General features: G+C 61.6%; 21 protein-coding genes. 10 read left to right on the forward strand and 11 right to left on the reverse strand.

Annotated features, from left to right (window positions below):
* Positions 1–3: 3 nt before the first annotated feature.
* The 8 genes from ACK56M_RS13730 (at position 4) to ACK56M_RS13765 (ending at position 10,121) form a co-directional block, all read left to right on the forward strand.
* Positions 4–2,406, forward strand: a complete 2,403-nt coding sequence (locus tag ACK56M_RS13730) for an efflux RND transporter permease subunit (RefSeq protein ID WP_061302302.1) — start codon at positions 4–6, stop codon at positions 2,404–2,406.
* Positions 2,407–2,416: 10 nt separating this feature from the next.
* The gene (locus ACK56M_RS13735; protein ID WP_217190413.1) at positions 2,417–3,394 is read left to right on the forward strand and encodes a WD40/YVTN/BNR-like repeat-containing protein; all 978 of its coding nucleotides are present in this window, start codon (positions 2,417–2,419) and stop codon (positions 3,392–3,394) included.
* A gap of 173 nt (positions 3,395–3,567) precedes the next feature.
* Positions 3,568–4,902 (forward strand): NAD(P)/FAD-dependent oxidoreductase, encoded by a 1,335-nt coding sequence (locus ACK56M_RS13740; protein ID WP_411959544.1) that lies wholly within the window; start codon positions 3,568–3,570, stop codon positions 4,900–4,902.
* 63 nt (positions 4,903–4,965) lie between these two features.
* The gene (locus ACK56M_RS13745; RefSeq protein ID WP_061302300.1) at positions 4,966–5,682 is read left to right on the forward strand and encodes a hypothetical protein; all 717 of its coding nucleotides are present in this window, start codon (positions 4,966–4,968) and stop codon (positions 5,680–5,682) included.
* A gap of 91 nt (positions 5,683–5,773) precedes the next feature.
* Positions 5,774–7,261 (forward strand): flavin monoamine oxidase family protein, encoded by a 1,488-nt coding sequence (locus tag ACK56M_RS13750; protein WP_411959545.1) that lies wholly within the window; start codon positions 5,774–5,776, stop codon positions 7,259–7,261.
* 9 nt (positions 7,262–7,270) lie between these two features.
* Positions 7,271–7,924 carry a c-type cytochrome gene (locus tag ACK56M_RS13755; protein ID WP_061302298.1) on the forward strand — a complete coding sequence of 218 codons (654 nt, stop codon included), beginning with the start codon at positions 7,271–7,273 and terminating at the stop codon, positions 7,922–7,924.
* A 33-nt stretch (positions 7,925–7,957) separates the two neighbouring features.
* Entirely contained in the window at positions 7,958–8,608 is a 651-nt protein-coding gene (locus ACK56M_RS13760; RefSeq protein WP_061302297.1) for a hypothetical protein, read from the forward strand.
* Between the two features lie 88 nt (positions 8,609–8,696).
* Positions 8,697–10,121 (forward strand): coniferyl aldehyde dehydrogenase, encoded by a 1,425-nt coding sequence (locus ACK56M_RS13765; RefSeq protein ID WP_236222178.1) that lies wholly within the window; start codon positions 8,697–8,699, stop codon positions 10,119–10,121.
* 331 nt (positions 10,122–10,452) lie between these two features.
* On the opposite strand, the gene ACK56M_RS13770 is transcribed toward ACK56M_RS13765, so the two are convergent.
* The 6 genes from ACK56M_RS13770 to ACK56M_RS13795 form a co-directional block, all read right to left on the reverse strand.
* On the reverse strand, positions 10,453–12,033 hold the full coding sequence (locus ACK56M_RS13770; RefSeq protein WP_061302296.1) for a GMC family oxidoreductase: 1,581 nt from the start codon (positions 12,031–12,033) through the stop codon (positions 10,453–10,455).
* 55 nt (positions 12,034–12,088) lie between these two features.
* Positions 12,089–13,048 (reverse strand): alpha/beta hydrolase, encoded by a 960-nt coding sequence (locus tag ACK56M_RS13775; RefSeq protein WP_411959546.1) that lies wholly within the window; start codon positions 13,046–13,048, stop codon positions 12,089–12,091.
* Entirely contained in the window at positions 13,045–14,676 is a 1,632-nt protein-coding gene (locus tag ACK56M_RS13780; protein ID WP_411959547.1) for a 3-(methylthio)propionyl-CoA ligase, read from the reverse strand. The genes ACK56M_RS13775 and ACK56M_RS13780 overlap by 4 nt, the downstream gene beginning before the upstream one ends.
* A 76-nt stretch (positions 14,677–14,752) precedes the next feature.
* Positions 14,753–16,252: a flavin-containing monooxygenase gene (locus tag ACK56M_RS13785; protein ID WP_217190403.1), complete on the reverse strand. Its 1,500-nt coding sequence runs from the start codon at positions 16,250–16,252 to the stop codon at positions 14,753–14,755.
* A gap of 326 nt (positions 16,253–16,578) precedes the next feature.
* The gene (locus tag ACK56M_RS13790; RefSeq protein ID WP_309673696.1) at positions 16,579–17,247 is read right to left on the reverse strand and encodes a c-type cytochrome; all 669 of its coding nucleotides are present in this window, start codon (positions 17,245–17,247) and stop codon (positions 16,579–16,581) included.
* Positions 17,244–18,719: a flavin monoamine oxidase family protein gene (locus ACK56M_RS13795; RefSeq protein ID WP_217190402.1), complete on the reverse strand. Its 1,476-nt coding sequence runs from the start codon at positions 18,717–18,719 to the stop codon at positions 17,244–17,246. The genes ACK56M_RS13790 and ACK56M_RS13795 overlap by 4 nt, the downstream gene beginning before the upstream one ends.
* Positions 18,720–18,916: 197 nt before the next feature.
* Here ACK56M_RS13795 and ACK56M_RS13800 point away from each other — a divergent pair, with 197 nt between their 5' ends.
* Positions 18,917–19,189, forward strand: a complete 273-nt coding sequence (locus tag ACK56M_RS13800; RefSeq protein ID WP_217190401.1) for a hypothetical protein — start codon at positions 18,917–18,919, stop codon at positions 19,187–19,189.
* An 85-nt stretch (positions 19,190–19,274) separates the two neighbouring features.
* On the opposite strand, the gene ACK56M_RS13805 is transcribed toward ACK56M_RS13800, so the two are convergent.
* The 4 genes from ACK56M_RS13805 to ACK56M_RS13820 all read right to left on the reverse strand — a co-directional run bounded on the left by ACK56M_RS13805 (position 19,275) and on the right by ACK56M_RS13820 (position 21,797).
* Positions 19,275–19,877, reverse strand: coding sequence for a TetR/AcrR family transcriptional regulator (locus tag ACK56M_RS13805; RefSeq protein WP_143110123.1), 603 nt, complete (start codon positions 19,875–19,877; stop codon positions 19,275–19,277).
* Positions 19,878–20,128: 251 nt separating this feature from the next.
* Entirely contained in the window at positions 20,129–20,545 is a 417-nt protein-coding gene (locus ACK56M_RS13810) for a RidA family protein (protein WP_085622654.1), read from the reverse strand.
* Between the two features lie 12 nt (positions 20,546–20,557).
* On the reverse strand, positions 20,558–21,391 hold the full coding sequence (locus ACK56M_RS13815) for a phytanoyl-CoA dioxygenase family protein (RefSeq protein ID WP_112253733.1): 834 nt from the start codon (positions 21,389–21,391) through the stop codon (positions 20,558–20,560).
* Positions 21,392–21,497: 106 nt separating this feature from the next.
* Entirely contained in the window at positions 21,498–21,797 is a 300-nt protein-coding gene (locus ACK56M_RS13820) for a c-type cytochrome (protein ID WP_411959548.1), read from the reverse strand.
* A 97-nt stretch (positions 21,798–21,894) separates the two neighbouring features.
* On the opposite strand from ACK56M_RS13820, the gene ACK56M_RS13825 reads away from it, so the two are divergent.
* The gene (locus ACK56M_RS13825) at positions 21,895–22,875 is read left to right on the forward strand and encodes an IS5-like element ISPpu18 family transposase (RefSeq protein ID WP_058178368.1); all 981 of its coding nucleotides are present in this window, start codon (positions 21,895–21,897) and stop codon (positions 22,873–22,875) included.
* Between the two features lie 228 nt (positions 22,876–23,103).
* Here the strand turns inward: ACK56M_RS13825 and ACK56M_RS13830 are convergent, their stop codons facing one another.
* Positions 23,104–23,604: a hypothetical protein gene (locus ACK56M_RS13830; protein ID WP_061302286.1), complete on the reverse strand. Its 501-nt coding sequence runs from the start codon at positions 23,602–23,604 to the stop codon at positions 23,104–23,106.
* Positions 23,605–23,650: the final 46 nt, after the last annotated feature.

Here is a 23,650-nt window from a genome sequence, read left to right on the forward strand (position 1 = left end):
AACATGTCTATTCAGATCAAGGAAACACAATCGCGCGGCCCGTTGGCGTGCACCGAGGCCTGGTTGTTCGGGCACCGCGGCTGGGTGCTGGCGATACTCGCGCTGTTCACCCTGGGTATGGCCTGGTTCGCCGTGCAACTGCGCATGGACGCCGGGTTCGAGAAGCAGTTGCCGATTGGCCATGAGTACGTCGAGACATTCAAGCAATACCGCGGCGACCTGCTTGGCGCGAACCGTTTGACCATCGTGGTCAAGGCACGCAACGGCAGCATATGGAGCGAAGCGGGCTTGCGGCGGTTGGCTGATGTTACTCAGGCAGTCACGTTCCTGCCCAGCGTTTCGCGCAGCAGTGTGCGCTCCCTCTGGACGCCGAACGCCTTCGTCAACGAAATCACGGAGGAGGGCTTTCGTGCCGATCCGTTGGTGCCGGGAACTGTGACCCCCGAGCGGCTGGATGCCACCATCATCGGGCGCATCGCTGACTCCACCGCTCAGGGCGGGTATATCGGTACCCTGGTTTCCAGGGACCAGACCAGTGCGATGATCACTGCCGAGCTCAACGAATACGATGTCAATGGGCAGCGCCTGGACTATGTGGCCTACAACCGTGTGCTGGAGCAGCAATTACGAGAGCCGTTCGAGGATGCCGACTTCGAGATCCAGCTGATCGGTTTCGCCAAGCAGATTGGTGATATCGCCGATGGCGCGGCAGCGGTGCTGGAGTTCTGCTTGCTGGCCTTGCTACTGACGGCGGCGGCGGTGTACTGGTACTGCCACTCAGTGCGCTTCACGCTGCTCGCGCTGGGTTGCTCGTTGACCTCGCTGGTCTGGCAATTCGGTAGCTTGCGCCTGTTGGGCTATGGCCTCGATCCGCTGGCGGTGCTGGTGCCGTTCCTGGTCTTCGCCATTGGTGTTTCCCACGGTGTCCAGCAGATCAACTACATCGTCCGCGAAATCGCCGATGGCAAGCCAGTCGCGCAGGCTGCCCGCTCCAGCTTCCGCGGGCTGCTGATACCCGGCACCTTGGCGTTGGTTACCGCTTTGGTGTCCTTCGTCACCCTGCTGTTGATCCCGATCCCCATGGTCCGCGAACTGGCGATCACGGCCTCTCTCGGCGTCGCCTACAAAATCGTCACCAACCTGGTGATGCTGCCGTTGGTGGCTTCGATGCTGAAGGTCGATGCACGCTATGCCGCTGCCGAGGAAGTATCGCGCCAACGGCGGTCGCGCTGGCTGGAGGGCCTGGCGAGGCTGGCGGACTGGCGCAACGCCCGCTGGGTGCTAGTGGTTGCCGTGGCCGTATTCGTCATGGCTGTGTGGCAAAGCCACGACCGTGTGGTCGGCTCGCTTCAGGCTGGGGCACCGGAGCTGCGGGAGGATTCACGCTTCAATCGCGATGCAGTGGCCATCGCCAGCAATTATGACATCGGCCTCGATTGGCTGAGCGTGGTCTTCGAGGTCCGGTCAGGGCCGGATGGCAGCGCCAATGCTTGCGAGGATACCGCGCTGGGGCAATATCAGGACCGCTTCGTCTGGACCATGGAAGGGGTGCCCGGAGTGCTCTCGGTGGCGTCGTTCTCATCAGCGATGCGCCAGTTCAACGAGGGCTACAACGAGGGCAACCCGAAGATGAGCGCGGTGCCCATCGACCCGATGAACTATTCGTCTCTGGCCGCCGAGGTGGGGCGCCTGCCTGGCCTGATGCGCACCGATTGCAGCATGACCGCGGTGCACCTGTACCTGGCTGACCACAAGGCCACCACCATCTCCCGCGTGATCGATGCAGTGAAGACTTTCCGCACGGCCTACCCACAGGACGGCATCGTCGTGCGCCTGGCGTCAGGCAACGCCGGGGTGATCGCGGCGATCAACGAGGAAGTCGAGAAGAGTGAGACGCCGATGCTGCTCTATGTCTATGCCGCGATCGCCTTGTTGGTGTTGATCGTCTACCGCGACCTCAGGGCGGTGCTGGTGTGCTGTTTGCCGCTGACCCTCGGCACCTTCATCGGTTACTGGTTCATGAAGGAGCTGCAGATCGGCCTGACCATCGCCACCCTGCCGGTGATGGTCCTTGCGGTGGGCATCGGTGTCGACTACGCGTTCTACATCTACAACCGCATCCAACTGCACCAGGCCCATGGCCAGCCCATCGCCACCGCGGTGGCCTACGCCCTGCGCGAAGTCGGGATCGCGACCATCTTCACTGCGCTCACGCTCGCGGTCGGCGTGGCTACCTGGTCGTTTTCCGAGCTCAAGTTCCAGGCTGACATGGGCAAGCTGCTGGCCTTCATGTTCATGGTCAACATGGTCATGGCCATGACGGTGCTGCCAGCGTTCGCCGTCTGGCTGGAACGGGTGTTCCCACGCAAGCGCCCGGTACGCATGGTCGGCGCGCTGACCCATTGAGGAGAATGACATGCATTACCTGAAACGGGTCGTGGGCATCGCCTTGCTAGCGGCCATGCCAATGGTCGCGCCCTGGGCCGCGGGGCTGAAAGCGGTGCCGGTGGCACCTGCCAGCAACGCACCGCAGGCCATGATGCTGGGTGCGGGCAAAGCGGGGGAGCGGGTGGTGGCCGTCGGTGACCATGGCATCGTGCTGCTTTCCGACGACCATGGGCGCAGCTACCGGCAGGCCCACGGCGTACCCTTGTCGAGCACGTTGACCAGTGTCAGCTTCGTCGATACCAGCAACGGCTGGGCCGTTGGCCACTGGGGCGCGATCCTGGCCAGTAGTGATGGCGGAGAAACCTGGGCGGTGCAGCGCATCGACAGCGATGTCGACCGCCCGCTGTTCGCCGTGCACTTCTTCGATCGCCAGCAGGGCGTGGCGGTAGGGCTGTGGTCGTTGATACTGACAACCGACGACGGCGGGGTAACCTGGACCGAACGCACCTTGCAACCGCAGCCTGGTGCCAGTCGCGCCGACCTGAACCTGTTGAGCCTGTTCGGCGATGGGCAGGGGGCAGTCTATGCCACCGCCGAGCATGGCAAGTTGCTGCGCTCGGATGACCGGGGCAAGACCTGGCGTTACCTGGACACCGGCTACCAGGGCTCGCTGTGGAGTGGTGCCGTGCTGCCGGATGGCCGTCTGCTGGTAGGCGGGCAACGCGGTACCTTGTTGCGCGGCACGCCGGACGCAAGTGCGTGGCAGCGCATACCTCTGAACAGTCGTAGCTCGATTACCGCCATACAGGCAGAGGGCACGCACGTACTGGTGGCAGGTCTTGACGGCCTGCTGGTTAACAGCCAGGACGGCGGCGCCAGCTTCGACGAGACGCTTAGCGGCGACGGCGTCTCGCTTACTGCAGCACTCATGCTGGGTGACGGCCAGCCGTTACTGTTTTCCCGCCATGGCGTGAGCGAAACGCCTTCAGGTCGAAACCCTCGCTGACCCCGCTCGGTCGGACCGTCCTCAAGCGGTGCGGCCGGGCTTATTCATGCCGGCGAATAGCGTTCCATATGTGATGACGCATACGTGTAAAAAACAACATAACAGCTGTTGCGTTAAATAGGGCGCAGCAGTAGAGTCTGACGAAACAACAACAAATTTTTCGGAGGCAAACCATGTCCGAGCTCAGCAGCAACGTTGACAAGTTCCGCCTTCTCGGCGGATGGGTCGAACAGCCAGACGATCTGCAGCCGGAGCTTGGGGATGACATCAATGCCGATGTGATCATCGTCGGCGCGGGCTTCGCCGGGCTGTCTACTGCCCTGGAGCTCACCGCGCTTGGTGCCAGCGTGGTGGTCCTCGAACAGGCATTTGCAGGCTTCGGCGCCAGCGGTCGCAATGCCGGCTACCTTGCCGGCAGCATGGGCGTCGAGTTCGAACTGTTCCACAAGCGGCTCGGCGTGGATCAGGCCAGCAAGGTCGTGTCCTTCTACGATGAAGGCGTGGCCTACGTGGAACGACGGCTGGGTGAGCTGGCCATCGATTGCGATTACCTGCCCAGCGGTGTCATCCGTGCCGTCATCCATCCCTCTCAGGAAAAGAGACTGCGCCACAGCATGGCGCTGGGACAGGAGCTGGGCTCGGTCACTCGATTTGTGGATCGCGATGAAATGCGCGCTCGCGGTATTCCGCCTGCGTTCCTTTTCGGTTGCATTCAGCACGGTGGCACGCTCGATCCCGGCAAGTACGTGATGGGCTTGCGCCGCGCGGCATTGCAGGCTGGTGTTCGCTTGTTCGAACAGACCAGGCTGCTGTCCTACAGTGACGGCCCAACCATTACCTGCCGAACCAGGAAAGGTTCGGCAAACGCGCCGGTCATGGTCCTGGCCACCAATGCCTACACGCCGCAAGTGGGTTTGCTGCGCGACAAGGTCACGGCGCTACGGGTCTCGGCCATCGAGACACAGCCGCTGTCCGCTGCGCAACTGCAGTCCTTGGGTTGGCAGGGCCGGGAGGGCATCGTGACCCCCCACTGGACCATGGAAAGCCATCGCCTGACTGCGCGAAACACCCTCCTGATAACCACCAAGCAACTGGGTTATGCCTACGGCTCACAGACCCCGAACGAGCCGGACCGGGCGGCGTACGCCGCGTTGAGGCAAGCCCTGGACGACCGTTTCCCGTCATTGCGCGACGTGGCGATCGACAAGTGCTGGAGCGGCTATATAAGCCTTGCTTACGACGCCTTGCCGGTGGTTGGTGAGACCGGGCCGCACAGCAATATCTACTACACGGCTGGTTGCTCGGGACATGGCGTTGGCACCCAATCGCTGATCGGTTTCCTGCTGGCGGAACGTATCGGCGGCATCGAGCAGCCCTTGCTCACGGCGCTGCGCCACAAGACCCCCTCGACGCTTCCTGAACCTTTGCAGTGGTGCGCGGTAAAGGCCGCCCTGGCGGGTGTAAACCTGCTCGACAACGCCCTCAATCGACGGGCACGAGCGTCGTAACTGCGATCAGGCGCTGGCCGATCGCGGCGCGGCGCCTTGCCGATCCATCACCCCGGAGATGCAATGAACAATTATTCGAATGAGGCCATGCGTTTCACGGCATGGGCTTCGATCATCGGCGGACTGTTCGCCTACCTCAATGTCGGTTTCATGCTCATGGTCACTCAGGGTGACATGGCCGTGACGTTGCAGGGAACGACCATGCTGACCCTTCCGGCTGAAGTCAGGCAGTACTTCAGGCTGTCGATGTTCGCCGACATCCTGGGTTTCTATCTGCCAGTGCTGGCTGTGGGGGCTTATTTCTGGCGCGAGTTTCGCGATGAGGCAGGTGCGCTCGGGGACATGGCCCTGTTGTCCATCGTCACCTATGTGGTGCTTGGCGTAACCGGTGCGGGCCTGCAGCTTTCGGTGCTCAACCCACTGGCGCAATTGCACCTGACGGGCAGCGAGGCCGTGCGAGCTGGCGCCGAGGCAGCATGGACGACCATTGCAGTGGGTAGCCAGCGCGGGCTCTGGTGGTGCGAAGGCCCTGTTGTCCTGTTCTGGGGCATCGTCGTGGGGCGCCATTTGAAGAATGCCGGTTGGGGCAGCTCGATCCTGCTGCCGCTGAAGGTGGTGGGCTGGTGCTTCGGGCTGTACTTCGTTTCCGGCTTCTTTGCTGCCCTTGATCCGCTGACCAATGCCCTGCTGGTGCTCGTGGTACTGATCTTCCCGTTCTGGCTGGTGTTGTTCGGGTTGCAGTTGCGACGCCGGGCACTGCGCCTGCCGCTGGGCGCCTGAACATTTTAACGCTTCATCCCTTGCTTGCTGGACCTGAAGCGCCACGCAGTGGCGCAGCACAATCGAACAACAATAGCGTGAGGCTCCCTTTATGGCTGAAAAGCCTACCTCCAATTCATTGGATCTCAAGCGCCGGCAGTTGCTGAAGTTCGCTGGCGCTACCGCGGCCGTTGGCGGCCTCGGCCTGCATGTCGGCCTGGCCAGCGCCGCTGAACCTGTGGCGGCTGCGCATGGCGACGATGCGGGCATCCTGGATGTCGCCATCATCGGCGCCGGCATGGCCGGGCTCACGGCGGCCCGCGATCTGCTGAACGCCGGGTGCCGCTCATTCCAGGTGCTGGAAGCCCGTGAGCGGGTCGGCGGTCGGGTGCTCAATTACGACCTGGGCTCGGGCTACATCTCCGAGGTCGGTGGGCAGTGGATCGGGCCCGGCCAGACGGCCGTCGCCGACCTTGCCCGTGAGCTTCAAGTGGACACGTTCCCCACCTACTACCAGGGGAAGACTGTGGTTCTTGGGGGGGAAGGGCGACTGGAGATCGACTTGCAAGGCACCTTTGGCACCGATGAACGTATCGGCGCCAAGCTCAGCGAGCTCTCCAGGTTGGTACCGTCCGGTAAACCATGGGCTTCTTCCAAGGTCAGCGAGTTGGACAAGCTCTCGGCGGGTGATTGGCTGGCGCAACAAGATATCAAGCCTGAGGACAGGTCTGGCTGGGATACCAGCTTCATGCTCACCTGTGGCGTCGCGCCGGCCAAAATGAGCCTGCTGCACTTCCTGTCGATGATCAATTCGGCAAGCTGCGACTACATGCAGCTGGACTCGATCAAGGACAGCGCCCAGGGCACCCGCTTCGTTGGTGGCTCGCAGATACTGTGCACGCGCATGGCCGAGCAGTTGGGCGACCGGCTGCGCCTGGCCTGCCCGGTGCGCGCGATCAGCGAGTGGGACCGCGACGTCGTCACGCTGCACACTGACCAAGGGTTGATACGCGCCCGGCGGGTCATCGTCGCGATCCATCCGGCGCTGTGCAACCAGGTACGCTTCGAGCCCGCGCTGCCGGAAGGGCGCGCGGCGCTGCAGCGTGCCTGGCCGGCACACAGCCCTGCGCGCAAGACAGCGATGGTCTACAAGCGGCCGTTCTGGCGCGAGAAGGGCCTGAACGGCCACACCATGCAGGTCAAGGGGCCACTGCTATGGGCTTGGGACAACTCCCCACCCAACGGCGAAATCGGCGTGATCAACGCCTTCGTCGTCAATGCCATGCTGCCCTCCGACCACCAGGCCGCGCAGCAGGTGCTGACGGAAATCTACGCCCGCTCATTGGGTGAGGAAGCCTTGCAGCCAGTCGCCTACCACGATCATGACTGGGGACTGACAGATCCCTGGAGCCTCACCTGCGTGTCGGCGATTCCGCCAGGTTTCTGGAGCGAGCATGGCGAATCGTTGCGTCCGCCGTGCGGCAACCTCATCTGGTCGGGTACTGAAACTGCCGATATATGGGCCGGGTATATGGATGGCGCCGTGCGTTCAGGTCATCAAAGTGCACTGCAGGCGCTTGCCTCGCTACGTCGGGCATAGGGGACAGCGATGAAAAAGAAATTGTTGTGGGGTACGGCAGTGTTGCTGGTCGCCCTGCTGGCATTGTTCGGCCGTGACATGCTGGGCTTCTACCACCTCGTTACCTACATCGACAGCACTACCCAGGCCTATGAAGCGGACGGGCCCTGGCCCCAGACGGCCGATGCCTGCTACGGCTGCCATGGGATGCGCGGAAGCTCGCAGCACCAGCGTTACCCCAGCCTGGCAGGGCAGCCTGCCGATTACCTCAAGGCGCAGTTGCACGGCTTTGCCAATGGCACCCGTCATTTCCCGAACATGCAGCCACTGGCGATCAGCCTGGGTGACGCTGAAATCGACAAGCTGGCCAACTACTACGCTCGCCAGACGCCCATGGATAACCACACGTTCCAGCCTGATCCTGGCCTGCGCCAGCAAGGTGAGAAACTGGTCAAGGCGGGTGCCTGTGCTGCCTGCCATGGCGAGAAGCTGATGGGCCAAGGCGCATTCCCGCGTCTGGCTGGCCAAGGTGCCGACTACCTGCTGGTACAGCTGGACGCCTTTGCCCAAGGCAGCCGGGTCGATCCAACCGGTTCGATGAAGGCGGTTACCCAGACCCTCTCGGCACAAGACCGCAAGGCGCTGGCGCATTACCTTGCCGCCTTGGCGGCCACCCCGAAGTAAAGCCTTCATACCTACAAGAAAGAGACCTGAGCTATGGAAACCAAAGATGTTCTTGCGTTGCTCACTTGCGTCCTCCTGGTGGTTTCCGGGAGCACCTACGGCATCAAATTCCTGCGCAGAGGCAACTTCCTGCTGGGCCTGGAATGGTTGATCGTGGCATTTTCCGGCACCAACTTCCTGATCTACCTGCTGACCCAGTCGCAATTCTCCTACGGTATTTCGTATTTCTGCGATGCGTTTTCCCGCGGCTTTGGCATCCCGATCGTCACGGTGCTTGGCCTGATGGCCGTCACCCATGGCTTCCGGCCTTCGGCGGGCAAGGACGCTTTGATTTTCGCTATCACTTTTGCCTGCACGTTCGTGATGATCAAGGCTGATTTTATGATCAAGCCGCTTCCCTACTTCTACGTCATCATGTGGGCTGGCTACACGGTCTACCTGGCGTACTTCATCAGCCGCCTGGCGATGGTCGGCGAGTACCTGCACGCCTTCGGAGTCACGGTGGCGGCGATGCTGGGGCTACTGGTGGCCTGCATCTATGACTTCTACCCAATACCCGGGGACGACACGAAGGCCGTATTCATGTCGATAGCGCTGGCCAGCTGGTCTTTCATGATGATCCAGCTGTACTACGCGTACTTCGCCCTGGTGCGGGCAAAGCATCAAGCGGTGCCAGCGCGCTGACACACCTTGGTTTCCATGCTGGGGCCGCCCGCGCGGCCGCAGTTTGCAGTCGCAGCGATCCAAGAGATCCACCAGGAGTACTTACACAATGTCGATCGAGCAAGTCGCGCCGGAAGTCGAGCGGATGCGTGAAGTTTTCGCGCTTCAGCGCCACGCATTCGCCGAGGAACGCTACCCGTCCTATCAGACCCGGCGGGCCAACCTGCTGGCGCTCAAGGCGCTGGTGCTGGAGAACGCCGAGCGGATCGCCGCCGCCATATCCAAAGATTTCGGCCACCGCTCGGAGCACGAGACCAAGATGCTCGATATCTTCGGCCTGGTCAGCGAAATCAACCATGCGGTCCGCTGCCTGAAACGCTGGATGAAACCGCGCAAGCGCGGTGTCGGGATCTGGTTCAAGCCCGCGCGCGCTGCGGTGCTGGCCCAGCCGCTCGGGGTTATCGGGATTGCTGCGCCGTGGAACTACCCGCTTTACTTGACGTTGGGTCCGCTATGCGGCGCCCTGGCTGCCGGTAACCGGGCCATGATCAAAGTGGCCAGCGACTCCAGCCACTATGGTCGCTTGCTCGCCGAGTTGCTGGGCAAGCGGTTCGACCAGGACCTGGTGGCGGTGATACAGCCAGGTGCAGGTATCAACGACGGTTTCTCTCGGCTGCCCTTCGATCACCTGATCTTCACCGGCTCACCGGCGGTCGGCCGGCAGATCATGCGCAATTGCAGCGAAAATCTTACCCCGGTGACGCTGGAACTCGGCGGCAAGTCGCCTACCATCGTCGCCCCGGGTTACTCGTTGAAGCAGGCCGCCGAGACCGTTCTTTGGGGCAAATGCCTGAATGCCGGGCAGACCTGCGTCGCGCCTGACTACCTGTTCCTGCCTGCCGGCAGCGAGGAAGAGTTCCTCGCGCATGCCAGGGCGGCGGTGGCTCGAAATTACCCGCAACCGTTGGCTGACAACCCCGACTACAGCTGCATGATCAATGCGCGCCAGCTGGCACGTGTCGAGGCGCTGCTGACGGACGCCCGGGACAAGGGCGCGCGCGTGGTGGCGCTGGCGGATGTGGATGGCGCGCGTCGGGCGGGCAAGCTGACACCGCACCTGGTATTCGATGTGCGCGACGACATGCTGATCATGCAGGAGGAGATCTTCGGGCCCGTGTTGCCGGTACTGGCTTATCGCAAGCTCGAGGACGCAATCGGCTACATCAACGCCCATGAACGGCCCTTGGCGCTCTACCTGTTCGACGAAGACGCCGGCCGGGTCGAGACGGTGCTGCGCCAGACATTGTCCGGAGGTGTTTCGGTCAACAGCGTGATGCTGCATGTGCTGCAGGAAAACCTGCCGTTCGGTGGCGTGGGCAATTCAGGGCTCGGGCACTATCACGCCGAGGAAGGGTTCCAGACGTTCAGCAAGATGCGGCCGGTGTTCTACCAGGCGAAGTTCAATGGCAGTTTCCTGCTCAAACCGCCCTATGGGCGCTTGACCCAAGCCCTGATGCGCCTGATGTTGCGTTGAAAAGCGTTTGCTGGGTAGGGCTGACGAGGCTACATCGAGTTGACGCTACGATCGTCATGCCCTTTTTAGCGCCCTTCGGGGCGCTTTTTTTATGTTGATGTGAAAGGTCGGAAACCGCCAAGCCCTTCGAGCAGCGCCATCTGTGGCAGCGGGCGCGCCCTCGAAGCAGGCAGTGCAGTGCATGGCACCGACTTTGACGGTGTTCGCGGGCTTGCCCGCTCCCACAGTTCAGATGGCGTGCAGGCTTGGGGGCGGGAGGAGGGGAGATCGGGTAGGTGGAAACCGCCCATGCCTGGCATGGTGCAGGGCGGTTTAAGTCCGGGCGAGGGTGTCAGCCGTGGGCAATCCACTCAGCGGCGCGTTCGGCGATCATGATCGCGGCCGCGTTGGTATTGCCTCCGACCAGTGTCGGCATGATCGAGGCATCGACGACGCGCAGCCCCTCGATACCATGAACACGCAACTGGCTATCCACCACGGCCATCTCGTCCTGCCCCATCTTGCAGGTGCCGATTGGGTGGTAGATGGTGTCGGTGCGTTTGCGCAGCAGCTCGATCAACTGTTCATCATTGTGCAGGCCGGCGCTGTACATATCCCTGAGTCCGAAGCTGGCCATGGGCGTCTGGGCAATGATGTCACGGGTGATGCGGTAGCCTTTGAGCAGTGTTGCGACATCGTCGTCGTGGGCAAGGAAGTTGGGGTCGATACGCGGCGCCTTGCGCGGGTCTGGCGAGGCCAGGCCGACACTGCCGATGCTCTTGGGGCGAAGCACGCACACGTGGCAACTGAAGCCATGGCCCCAGTGCAGTTTGCGATTATGGTCATCCACCGTGCCGATCACCGAATGCAACTGGATATCCGGGCGCTCCAGCCCTGGATCGGTCTTGAGAAACGCGCCGGCCTCGGCGCAGTTGCTCGCAACCGGGCCATTGCGATGGCGAGCGTAGTCGAACATGGCCTTGCCCATCTTCACGCCACCGCTCAGGGAAAAGCCCAGCAGCGAAGTGTCGTTGCTCTTGTAGCACAGCACCACGTCGGCGTGGTCCTGCAGGTTCTGGCCAACGCCCGGGAGCTCATGGCGCGGGGCGATGCCCTGGGGCTCGAGTTCGGCTGCCGAACCAATGCCGGAGAGCATCAGCAAGTGCGGGCTGCCAAAGGCGCCTGCTGACAGTATGACCTCCTTGCGCGCCCTCAGGTGCACGCGCGAGCCCTTGATCAGCGCCTGTACCCCGGTCGCCTGCTTGCCCAGCAGGACGATACTTTCGACATGGGTATGAGTGAGCACGGTAAGGTTGCTGCGATGGCGGACCGGCTTGAGGAATGCCGTCGCGGTGCTCCAGCGGCGGCCGTCGCGAATCGTCACATCGTAGTAGCCAGCGCCTTCCTGAGTGGCGCCGTTGAAGTCGGGGTTATAGCTGTGCCCGGCACGCAGCGCGGACTCCACGAAGGCTTCGCTGGCAGCGTGGCGATTGGCCGGGCTGACGTAGAGCTCGCCGTCGCCTCCGTGATACTCGCTACTGCCGCCGTGGTGCATTTCGCTCTTGCGAAAGTACGGCAGAACATCGTCGAAGCCCCAGCCTTCGTTGCCCAGCGCCTGCCAGTCATTGAAGTCGTCCTGATGGCCGCGGATGTAGATCATACCGTTGATCGAACTGCTGCCTCCGAGCACCTTGCCTCGGGGCTGGTAGCCTACCCGCCCGCCCAGACCAGGCTGAGGGGTGGTCTTGAATGCCCAGTTGACGTGGCGCGTTGGCAGGATGGCAGCCAGGCCCAAGGGAGTATGGATAAGTGGTGATCGATCCTCCGGCCCTGCCTCGAGCAGGCAGACGGTGACACTGGGATCGGCACTGAGGCGATTGGCAAGGACACAGCCGGCAGAGCCGGCACCCACGATCAGATAATCGAATTCCATGTTGTTGTTCTCGGGGGAATCATTGGGAGGTCTGGGCAGGACAGGAACAGGTTCGCTAGCCATCCCAGTTCGTGTGGTCGTTGACGAAGTCCAGGATATTGCGCTGTGCCTGGAGGGCTTGCGGAAGCGCCGCAATCATCTGGAACACGTGTGGCAGCTGTTGCCAGATTTCCAGGCGAACCGGCACTCCGGCCGCCGCCGCGCTGGCCGCCGCGCGGACCGAGTCGTCCAGCAGCATTTCGGTGCTGCCTACTTGCAATAGCAGTGGTGGCAAGCCGGCGAAGGAGCCGAACAAGGGCGACACTTCAGGCGACGCGTGTTTTTCGGCCGATGCGTAGAAACCGCGGATAGCGATCGCGAAAGGCAGGGTGAAGATCGGGTCGTGACGGGCATTGCCCAGCGCGCTCGCACCACTGAGGGTGAAATCGAGGAACGGTGACAACAGCACTGCGCAGCTTGGCAGTTGTGCTCCCTCGTCCCTGAGCCGCTGCAGCAGCGCCAGCGCAAGGTTGCCGCCGGCGGAGTCGCCAGCGATCACGATGTGTTCGGGCCTGGTCCCCTGTTCGAGCAGCCATCGGTAGGTGGCATGAGCCTGATCAAGCGCCGTGGGGAAGGGGCACTCGGGCGCGAGGCTGTAGTCCACCATCAGCGCCCTGGCCTTGAGCGGTCTGCACCAGTTCGCCACCATTGCGGCATAAATCTGCGGGGTGTAGGCGACGAACGCACCACCGTGGATGTACAGCAGCACGCGCTCCTGCCTGCAACTGGCCGGCGACAGCCAATGTGCAGGGGTACCGTTGCACGAGACTCTCGTCCGAAGCACGTCCGTTGGTAGCGCTTGGCCTTGGCGATCCAGCTGCGCGAACTGCTTGCGCAGGCGCTGGATATCGATACCCATGCCGTGGCGGGACTTCACCGACAGGCGCAATAGCAGGTTGAGCAGCCTGCGCTTCCAGCGACCTTCGCTCGGGTCGATGACACGGGTATCGGCCCGGCTTCTCGCAGGGGCGTTCATGACGCCACCTCGCGCGCTGGTGAGCCCGGCCATTGGTAGTCACGCAACGCCTGGCGCAACTGGATCTTGCTGACCTTGCCGGTGGCAGTGTGCGGCAGTGCCTCGACGAACACCACGTCGTCAGGGATGCAGAAGCGTGCCACTTTGCCGGTATAGAGCGCGAGGATCGCCTCACGGGTCGGCGCCTCTCCAGGCTTGGCGACAACTACCAGCAGCGGGCGTTCGTCCCATTTCGGATGGGCGATGCCCAGCGCGGCAGCTTCAGCGACGGCAGGGTGGCCCATGGCGATGTTCTCCAGCTCGATTGAACTGATCCACTCACCGCCCGACTTGATCACATCCTTGGCCCGGTCGGTGATCTGCATGAACCCGTCCTGGTCGAGACTGGCGACGTCGCCGGTCGGGAACCAGCCGTTCACCAGCGGCGTTTCATCACTGCGGTAGTAGCGATCGACCACCCAATGGCCACGTACAACCAGGGCTCCCGAGGTCTTGCCGTCACGCACTACCTCGTTGCCATCATCGTCAACGGTTTTCAGCTCGATGCCGAACAGTGGTCGACCTTGCTTGATGCTGATGGCAAAGCGCGCTTCTTCGTCCAGGGGCAGGTGCGACGCTTTCAAGGTATTGACGGTGCCCGTCGGTGACATTTCGGTCATGCCCCAGGCGTGCTGGATCCGGATACCGAACTCCTGTTCGAAGCTGCGCATCAGTGCAGGCGGACAGGCGGCACCACCGACCACCAGACGCTGCAGGCTGGGCAGGCGCTTTCCGGTCTGCTGCATGTACTGCTGAAGGCTCAGCCACACGGTGGGCACGCCGGCCGAGAAGGTGACACCTTCCTGTTCGAACAGCTTGAAGACGCTCTGACCATCAAGGCCGGCACCGGGCAGCACTAGCTTGGCGCCCACCAAGGCCGCGGAGTACGGCAGCCCCCAGGCATTGACATGGAACATTGGCACGATCGGTGCCACGACCTCGCGGGCCGACAGCGAGAGCGAGTCGGGCAGGGCACTGGACAGCGCGTGCAGCAGCGTGGCGCGATGGGAGTAGAGCACGCCCTTGGGGTTGCCGGTGGTTCCGGAGGTGTAGCACAGCGCCGCCGCCGCATGCTCATCGAGGGTCGGCCAGACGAACGTCGCGGGTTCGGCAGCCAGCAGCTCCTCGTAGCACAGCAGGCGGGTCTCGCCCGCGGTCGGCATCTGCGCAGCATCCGACAAGGCGATCCAGTGCTTCACGCTCGGGCACTGCGCCGCGATGTCGGCGACCAGCGGAGCGAAGCTCTCGTCAAAGCAGATCACCTCGTCTTCGGCATGCCCGATGATCCACGCGACCTGCTCCGGGAACAGTCGCGGGTTGATGGTGTGGGTGATCGCCCCCATACCCGAAATCGCATAGTAGAGCTCGAAATGACGGTAGCCATTCCAGGCCAGGGTACCCACCCGGTCGCCAGGTTTGACGCCCAGGCGGGTCAGGGCGTTGGCGGCTTGCCTGGCACGCTGGTGAGCGTCGGCATAGGTGTAGCGGTGCAGGGCGCCGCCAGGGAGGCAGGAAACGATTTCCGTATCGCCGTGATACCGCTGCGCATGCTCCAGCAGTGAAGGAATGGTCAGCGGGAGCGTCATCATTTGACCTAGCATGATATTCAGCCTTTTACCTTTCTTGTTTTTCACGCACTGGCGGCGAGGCCGTGGGCGTCGTGGTTCAACCGGTGACCTTGGCGGGCCGCGGGGTGAGTGCTTGTTGCTGGGCGCGCTGGAACTCCAGGTGGTGGTCTTCGATCGGGTCCTTGAGCAACATCTTCTTGTCGCGCCCGTAGTGCATGAAGACGAACCAGGGGTGCGACCGGCCCTGACGCGGCAGGAAGTGCTGGTCACGCTGGATGTAGCCGGACTTCATCGAATTCAGGATCCCGTCGCTCAACGCGTTGTTGGCGTTGTCGTAAGGCGTCACGACATCCAGGTTGCGTTGTTCCATGTAGCGGAACAGGCGGCACAGGTAAGTGGCGGCCAGGCCGACCTTCAGCGTCCACGAAACGTTGGTGTAGCCGAAGATCCAGGCCATGTTCGGCAGGTTTTCCAGCAGCACACCCTTGTAGGTCATCTGCTCGCCGATCGGGTACGGCGTGCCGTCGACCGAGACGGTCATGCCGCCGAGCAACTGCAAACGCAGCCCGGTGGCAGTGATGATGATGTCGGCAGGCAGCTCCTTGCCCGACTTGAGTCGAATGCCATGCTCGGTGAAACGCTCGATATGGTCCGTTTCCACCGACGCCTGGCCGTTGCGAATGGACTTGAACAGGTCGCCGTCGGGTACGGCGCACAGGCGCTCGTCCCAAGGCATGTAAGTCGGGGTGAAGTGGCGCATGTCGGCATTCGGGCCTACCTGGCGGCGCACGTGTGCCAGGATGATCCTGCGCATCAGGCGTGGCCATTGCCGGCAGGCAATGTAAACGGCGCGGTACAGCATGATGTTGCGTTTGCGTGCCAGGCCGAGCGCCCAGCTTGCGGGCATGATGCGGGAGAGCACGCCCGTGAGCTTATCGGTCGAAGGCAACGAGTAGATGTACGAGGGGGAGCGTTGCAGCATCGTGATATGGCGGGTCTTGTCGGCCATCGCCGGAATCAGCGTGGCAGCGGTTGCGCCGCTGCCAATGACCACGACATTCTTGTCGCGATAGTCCAGGTCCTCGGGCCAATGCTGGGGATGGATCCGCACACCTTTGAAGTCGTTCTCCCCTGGAAAGGCGGGCAGAAAACCCTCGTCATGGTTGTAGTAGCCGGTGCAGCAGAGCAGGAATCGGCAGGTGTAATGCCGGATATCCCCGCTGGCTTCGTGCAGCACCGTCAATTGCCACAGGCGCTGCTGGCTGCACCAGTTCGCACTGAGGGTCCTGAGGCCGTAATGGATCTTGTCGGCAAGGCCGTACTGCTTTGCCGTGTCCTGGATGTAGCGCCGGATCGAGGCTCCGTCAGCCAGCACCTTGGGGCTGTCCCACAGGCGGAACTTGTAGCCGTAACTCAGCATGTCCGAGTCGGAGCGGATGCCTGGATAGCGGAACAAGTCCCAGGTTCCGCCCATGCATTCACGCCGTTCCAGAATGGCGAGATTGCGGTTGGGAAACTCGTCCATCAGATGGCACGCCGTGCCGATGCCGGACAGGCCTGCACCGATGATCAAGGTATCGAAATGAAGGTTGCTCATGGAGTCTCCGCGCCTTCGGAATTTGACCGGGTCATTGATTGAAAGGTGGGTATCAGCGCGCACGCGATCACGCGGTAGTCGTTCGGCAGCCGCGAGACGGCAGTGCTGAGGCCCGGAGGAGGGTGGCCGGCAGCGGGTGGGGCAATGGAGTCGTGCATACGATGCGCTCCGTTGATTGTTGTTGTTTGACTGCACTGTAATCCGCTCTCGACTTTAACGCAACGACTGTTATGTTTAAGTTCGAAACGTTTTTTTCCCGCCGCACCAAGCTCGCGTGATAGCGCCGTGGAACAGGGGCGGAGGCTGAGCATCCGCCCTTTGACAGGTCAGCGGCTGGCGGCGGCAAGGCCTGCGAGGTAGTGCGCCAGCGCTTGTGCCTCGGCTGGCGAAAGTAGACCGGCAGTCGCGTTCATGGCCCCACTCGGGTCTGTCCGCGTGCCCTGCTTGAACGCCAGGAGCTGGCTGAGCAGATAAGCTTGTCCCTGCCCGGCGAGGCGCGGCCCAGCTGCCCCGCCCATGAAATCGCTGCCATGACAGGCGCTACAGCCACGCGCTGCGGCGCTCGCCTGGCCCTCGGCCGACAACCGCTCATCCGCCGCCGGGGTGTCTGTGCGCAGCGGCGCCTGCCGGGCAAAATACTGCGCCAGCGACGCGATCTGGTCGTCGGTCAATGTTGCGGCCAGTGGCTCCATTTGCGCACTTTGCCGTTTGCCCTCGGCAAATGCCTTGAGTTGTGTCTGGAGGTAGCTGGCCTGCTGCCCGGCGAGGGATGGGTACTGCTCGTTCTGTGACTGCCCGGAGGCACCATGGCATGCGTTGCAGGTATCCTGGGGTTGCGGCCAGGTTCCGACATCGGCGTCGTAGCGGGCGTAATGGCTGTCCAGTGCACTCATGAATCGATAGCCTGCTAGCATTTGCGGGCCGGCAATGACTGCCGCCAGCACAAGCCCGGTAACGCCGATCGCAACACCTATCAGCAAAGCGCGTTTCATCATGCGTTCCTCCGATTGGCAACCAGCGCCTGCAACGCTTCCAGGGCAGCTCGGTGGCCGGAGCGCACTGCGCCATCCATGCTGCTGGCCCAGATGTCAGCGGTTTCGGTGCCCGACCAGATCAGTCGACCGACGGCAGGTTTCAGGTAGCGGCCCCAACGGGTGAGAAAACCGGGAGGGATGGCGCCGACGCAGGTCAAGGTCCAGGGGTCGACCTTGGCCCAGTCGTGATCGTGGTACTGCCTGAACTGCAAGGCTTCATCACCCAATGCCTGGGCAAAAATGCCGGCCAGCGTCTGGCTCGCCCGTTCGGCTTCATGTGTTAGCTGGGCGCTGCGCACGAACGCCGAAAGGATGCCGACGCTGCCATCGGCGGGCGAGTTGTCGCAGGAAAAGATCAGGGGGCCATCGGCCTGGCTGATCTGCCCATTGAGCCCTTTGTCTCGCCAGAATGGCCGGTCGTAGACATGCACCGTCTTGCGCATCGGTGCATGGGCAGGCCACAGCCGTTGCAGTTGCGCGCGCCCCTCGGGCAAAGCCGGCTCGAAGACAATCTGGTGGCACAGTGCGGGATGCAGTGCAACGATCACCTGGCGGGCGCGGACCAGCCCCTGGTCTGTGTAGATTTCGACGATGTCCCTGTCCCAGTTGGCGATCTTGCGTACCGGGCTGGACAGCCTCATGCGGTCGCCCAACGCCTCTGCCATGCGCGTGCTCAATACATGGGAACCGCCCACGAAGCGGGTCTCCTGGGCGCCGCCATGGAAGCCCTCCAGCTTTTCCATACTGCAGTCGGCCGAGTTGATAAGTGAGAGGTAGTGGAGCAGGGCCAGGCTGGCTGGCGGAGTACCGGTGGTCAGGCCTATTGAGGTGTCAAAGCTGAAACGGCTGGCATTGTCGATGCCTTGACTCGTCAGCCATTGGGCTACCGACAGCTTGTCGATTTCGGCCGCATCGGCTGCGGTCCACGGCTCCTTGCTCGGAACCTTCCGCGATAGTTGGTTGAGCTTCGCAGTGACAGGGTTGCCATGGGCGGCGCTGAGATCTTCCTCGTATCGGGCGTCGCCCGCCAGATAGACATTGCGACCCTGGTAATAGCTCGGGAAGGTCTCTACTTCCAGTTCGCGTGCCAAGTCGAAGATGGCCGTCTGTCCGGGGCCTGCCCATTGCCCTCCGGCCTCCGCGATCACACCGCCGCCGAGCTGATGGTTGACGGTTCGTCCCCCTACTCGATCCCGAGCCTCCAGTACGGCGAAGGAGGTGCAGCCAGCGCGATGCAGATCTCTGGCTGCGGTGAGGCCGGCAAGCCCGGCGCCGATGACAACCACGTCCAGTACATCTGACGGGGCTGCCTCTACCGTCTGGGCCAGCGCTCGCCCGGCGAGCCCCGTACCACCTGCCAACGCCACGCCAGCGAGCGCCTGCAGAAGCAGACGCCGGCGGCATGCCGGCGAAGACGTGTCTTCAGTGTTCATTTTTTTGCCTCGGCACGCTATTGTTGTATTTAAATAACCGTAGTTATGTAAAATAGCGCAGCGCGATCGTCGTGCAAAGAGGGAGCGAGCGTCCAGTCATCGTTTCAGCCCCGAAAATCGGGCGTCGATCCCTACGCGACCTATATTAAATAGTCGGCGTTATCCAAATTTGCTGCACACAACCCGAGGAGCTACCCATGAACATGTTGAAAGTGATAGCCGTTGCATCGATCATCAGCGCGCCAGTGGTCTATGCCGCGGACAAGACCGAAGCCGACAACTGTACTGCCAAGATCGACCAGCTCGACGCTATCGAGCGTTCCGAGGGCGCCGGCCAACACGGTGGAGTGGCCACGGATATTCGAAAACTGATTGCGCAGGCCAAGGAAGCTCGGGAAAAGGGCGATGGGAAAGGGTGCCTGGCCGCAGCCAACAGGGCACTGAGCGTGTATAAGAACGCGTCCAAGTAGGAGGCTTCACCGCCCAAAGGCGGGGCGAGATTAGCCAGGGCCGGACGAATTCCCGTCCGGCCTACGCCTTATGGTTCTGCTTCGATCAGGCTTTGCGCGAGCGCCTGTGCTTGGCAGGGGGCGCTATCAGCGTGATGAGCGCATCGAGCAGGGTATTCCCGCGCTCGGCGCTGAAGCGCTCGGGCTCGATCGGCATCATCATCAGCCAGCCGTCGCAGATGGTGCTGATCTGGTCAGCCAGTACATCCGGCGGTAGGTCGTCGCGGACTTTGCCTTGGCGCTGCTCTTCCTCGATCACCACGGTAAACACCTGGCGGAATCTGGCATAGCGCTGCTTGATGACATGTGCGAACGCCGGCTCGTGCCGTGCATGGGTCAGCAATTGCAACCAGGAAAGCCAGAGCGTCGACTCGCCATCGTTGACCCACTCCATCCACTGCCGGAGCAACGCGGGAATGTTCATCTCCGCCTGATTCGCTGCCAACATCGTGTCGACCTGGTCGAACAGGCTCTGGGCGACCTCAGTGATCATCTCTTCCTTGTTGGCGAAGTAATAGGTCACCGCGCCTGTGGTGCAGCCTGCGTGTTTTGCGACATTGCGCATCGAAGCCCCGGCGTAGCCATCCCGCGCGATCACGGTAATGGCCGCCTCCAGCAATTCTGCACGCTTGGCGTCGCGGTCGCCCACGGGCCGTCCCCGGCGTGTTGAACTGCGAGGTGCACTCGTACCGGCGGAAGTGGTGGCTGTTCTGGAAGGTGACTTGGAATCAGGCATGGGGTCTCAGGATTTCAGGACGAAAACGTTTCTGGATCAGGTGGCTGGCTTCCACGGTTGGCTCAGCATAGAGAAATCGAGCGTGGATTACACCTGCCTGAAGACAGGAATGATTCTCCACGCCGATTGAAGCGGCAGCCGGGCCTTTGCCAATCACCGCCGAGTCAGGCGCTACCGCTTCCTGCTACAGCTACCGCGCGAATCTCCACTACCAGCTCTGGCAGGGCTAGCTCTGTGATACCGACCGCAGTCCAGGAAGGATACCGTGAGGGGAAGTATTCATCCTTGATACTGGCGAATACTGGCATGTCAGCCCTTAGCCGGGTGTGGAAAGTGGTCAGTTCGACCACATCCTCCAGGCCTGCACCAGCTGCTTGCAGCACCTTGGCCAGCGACTGGAATGCCAGGTGTGTCTGGGTTGCCACATCGCTTTCAGGTTTCATTTCGCTGTTGATGCCTACCTGCCCCGATACCCAGATGAGGTCGCCAACGCGGGTTGCCTGGGAATAGTGAAACTGATCGTAGAACAGCTGGGTTGGCGGTGGATTGATCGATAGCCGTTTTAAGGGGGTGGTATTCATGGTGCCTCCTGTTCAGACAACCTGGCGGAAGGTGGGATGGCGAAACGCGGCACCGGCCGTGAGCTGCTTGAGCTCTTCGGTGAACAGCACGCCTTGCGGTGGGTATCCCGCCTTGCTGTCCTGCGGTAGCGGCTTGAAGGTGGCGTCGTCACCGAAGAAGCGGAAAACGAAGGTGTGGCGGCTGGGGAAGGCACTGTCGACCGGAGCACCGCCATGTAAGGATGCCGGATGCAGCAGGATCACATCACCCGGTTCGGTGGCCCACGAAAGCACATCGTAAGCCTGTGGATTGAGTTTGCGCTCGGCTTCGATATCGGGCAGGCGGGGAAGGGCGCCGTTGTCGTGCAGCGGTTGGGTCGGATCGTCAGGGTCGGCGAATGTGGTGCCATCGTAGCGTGGCCCGCGATGCGAACCACGGATGATCTCCAGCGCGTTGCGTTGCGGGATGGATTCGAAGCTGATCCAGGCATTGCCCCAATGCTCGCCGGCCCAGGGCAGGTAGGAGGTGTCCTGGTGCCAGAGTGTCCGGGAGCCTTGCCCGCCGGCTTTCAGGAAGACCTCTTCAGCAAAATACCAGACATTCCGCGAACCCCAGATCCGGGCGAAGAGGTTACCCAACGGCAGGGTTTCGACGAGCGCTTCGAGGCGCTGTTTGGCCACCGGGTTGGCATTGTCGACATGCGACTGCTGCGTGGTGCCAGCGAACATTCGGGTTGCATGGGGGCCATGGTTTTCCACGGCCCAGTCATACGCTTCACGACAGCGCGCCAGTTGCTCCTGGTTCAGAAGCCCCTTGACCAACACGGCGCCATCTTCATGAAAAGCCCTGCTTATCGAGTCTTGCATGAGCGTCCTCCCGGACCGTTTTTTTGTAGGTATCCAGGAGGCTAGCAAGCAGTCACATATATGACAACAACAGTTATGTGAATATGTGTTTCTGAGAACAATCAGCTCAAGGCTTGGACATCCAGTCGATCACCGCTGCATAGTCCTCTGCTGTGCAGTCCATGCACAAGCCGCGGGCAGGCATGGCGTTGAAACCTTCCGTGACATGCTTGACCAGCACATCCTTGCCTTGAGTGAGCCGCGGCTTCCAGGCTTCGGCGTCACCTTTTTTCGGCGCCATCGGTAGCTGGCCGTTATGGCACATCTGGCAACTGCGATTGAACACGCTCTCTGGGGGTTGTGCCGCATGGGCCAGGGAGGTGAGTGACACACAGACGGAAAATATCGATACCAAGGCGCTTTTCATGGTCATGCTCTCAAGATGTTGTTTTTAGATAAGGAAGGTCTGAAAAAGACTTCCTGAATCTGGTGAAATACGCCGATCCCGCCAGCCGAGTTTTTCCATGAAGCAGATGACCTTCGCCGACGCCGAGTACGCCGGCAAGCGCAAGCAGACCCGTAAGGAATTGTTCCTGATCGAGATGGATCAGGTGGTGCCGTGGAAGGGATTGATTGCCCTGATCGAGCCACACTACCCAAAGGGTGAAGGTGGTCGTCCAGCCTATCCGCTGATGGCCATGTTACGTATCCATCTGATGCAGAACTGGTTCGGCTACAGCGACCCGGCCATGGAAGAAGCGCTCTACGAGACGACCATCCTGCGTCAGTTCGCCGGGCTGAGCCTCGAGCGTATTCCCGACGAAACCACCATCCTCAAGTTCCGTCGCTTGCTGGAGAAACATGAGCTGGCAGCCGGCATCCTCGGCGTAATCAATGGCTACCTGGGGGATCGCGGCCTGTCGCTGCGCCAGGGCACTATCGTCGATGCCACACTGATCCACGCGCCCAGCTCGACCAAGAACCAGGACGGCAAGCGCGACCCGGAAATGCACCAGAGCAAGAAAGGGAACCAGTATTACTTTGGCATGAAGGCGCACATCGGCGTGGATGATGAGTCGGGGCTGGTACACAGCGTGGTAGGCACGGCAGCCAACGTGGCGGATATCACCCAGGTCGAAAAACTGCTGCACGGTGACGAGAACGTCGTCTGCGCCGATGCCGGCTACACCGGCGTCGAAAAGCGCCCCGAACATGCTGGCCGCGAAGTGATCTGGCAGGTCGCAGCACGCCGCAGCACCTACAAGAAGCTCGATAAACGCAGCGCCCTGTACAAAGCCAAGCGCAAGATCGAGAAGGCCAAGGCACAAGTGCGAGCGAAGGTCGAGCACCCGTTTCGAGTGATCAAGCGCCAGTTCGGTTACGTGAAGGTGCGCTTCCGTGGCCTGGCCAAGAACACCGCTCAGCTGGTGACGCTGTTCGCGCTGTCGAACCTATGGATGGCGCGCCGACATTTGCTGACTACCGCAGGAAAGGTGCACCTGTAATGCGGAAAATGGCTGCTGCGAGGTGCTCGCGGCGGCCAAAAACGGAGAACTGAGCGGGTTACCTGGTCGAATTTGATCGACGGCCCGCTTTCAAAAGCAGCGAGGGCTGAAGTCGACCGGAAATACAGGGCTACTTCAGACCTTCCATAAGGGATATTGTTATAGCGCTCGCGCCTGGCTTGCGAAGTTGCTACGCATCTCGTCCAGGACGGGCATCACTATGCTGACCTACTCCGCTAATGGAGTTTTCCGGCTGATATCAAGTTCGAGTAGCGCATCCAGCTGTGTTTCAATCTGCAGGAAACGCATGGCGCGTTTAGGGGAAACAGCACTAGCGATGCGCCGTGTGTACTTCTCACGGAGTTCTATGTGGTCTTCCTGGAGGGTGTAAATCCGATCGAGCAACTCTGTGGCCAGCTCATCGGTCACATAGCCTTTGTTATAGGCCTGGCCGTAGTCGATCATGGTTTCCAGGATGTTCTTGTTGATTTTCAGGGCCTCTGCCCGGTAGGTGTTATAGATCGGCCAGAATTTTTCGTTTTCCTGACCCTCCAGGCCCATGTTGTTTTTAACCACGATTTTGCGTTTGTAGTCGGCATCATCCAGGTTGTTCTGTATCTGTGCCTGGTTCTGTCGCATGACGTCCTTGCCGGAGGGAAGCTCGTGCTCGGCAGCCAACAATGGCAGGCTGCAAAATGCAAGTAGCATAGCGGTGGTTCTTAAAAGCATTTCTATTCCTTGGCAATTGCCCGGGGAGGGCGGCGCATTATTTGAA

Origin of the sequence: Pseudomonas sp. s4, assembly GCF_046764235.1 — a bacterium.
Lineage (GTDB): Bacteria > Pseudomonadota > Gammaproteobacteria > Pseudomonadales > Pseudomonadaceae > Aquipseudomonas > Aquipseudomonas asiatica.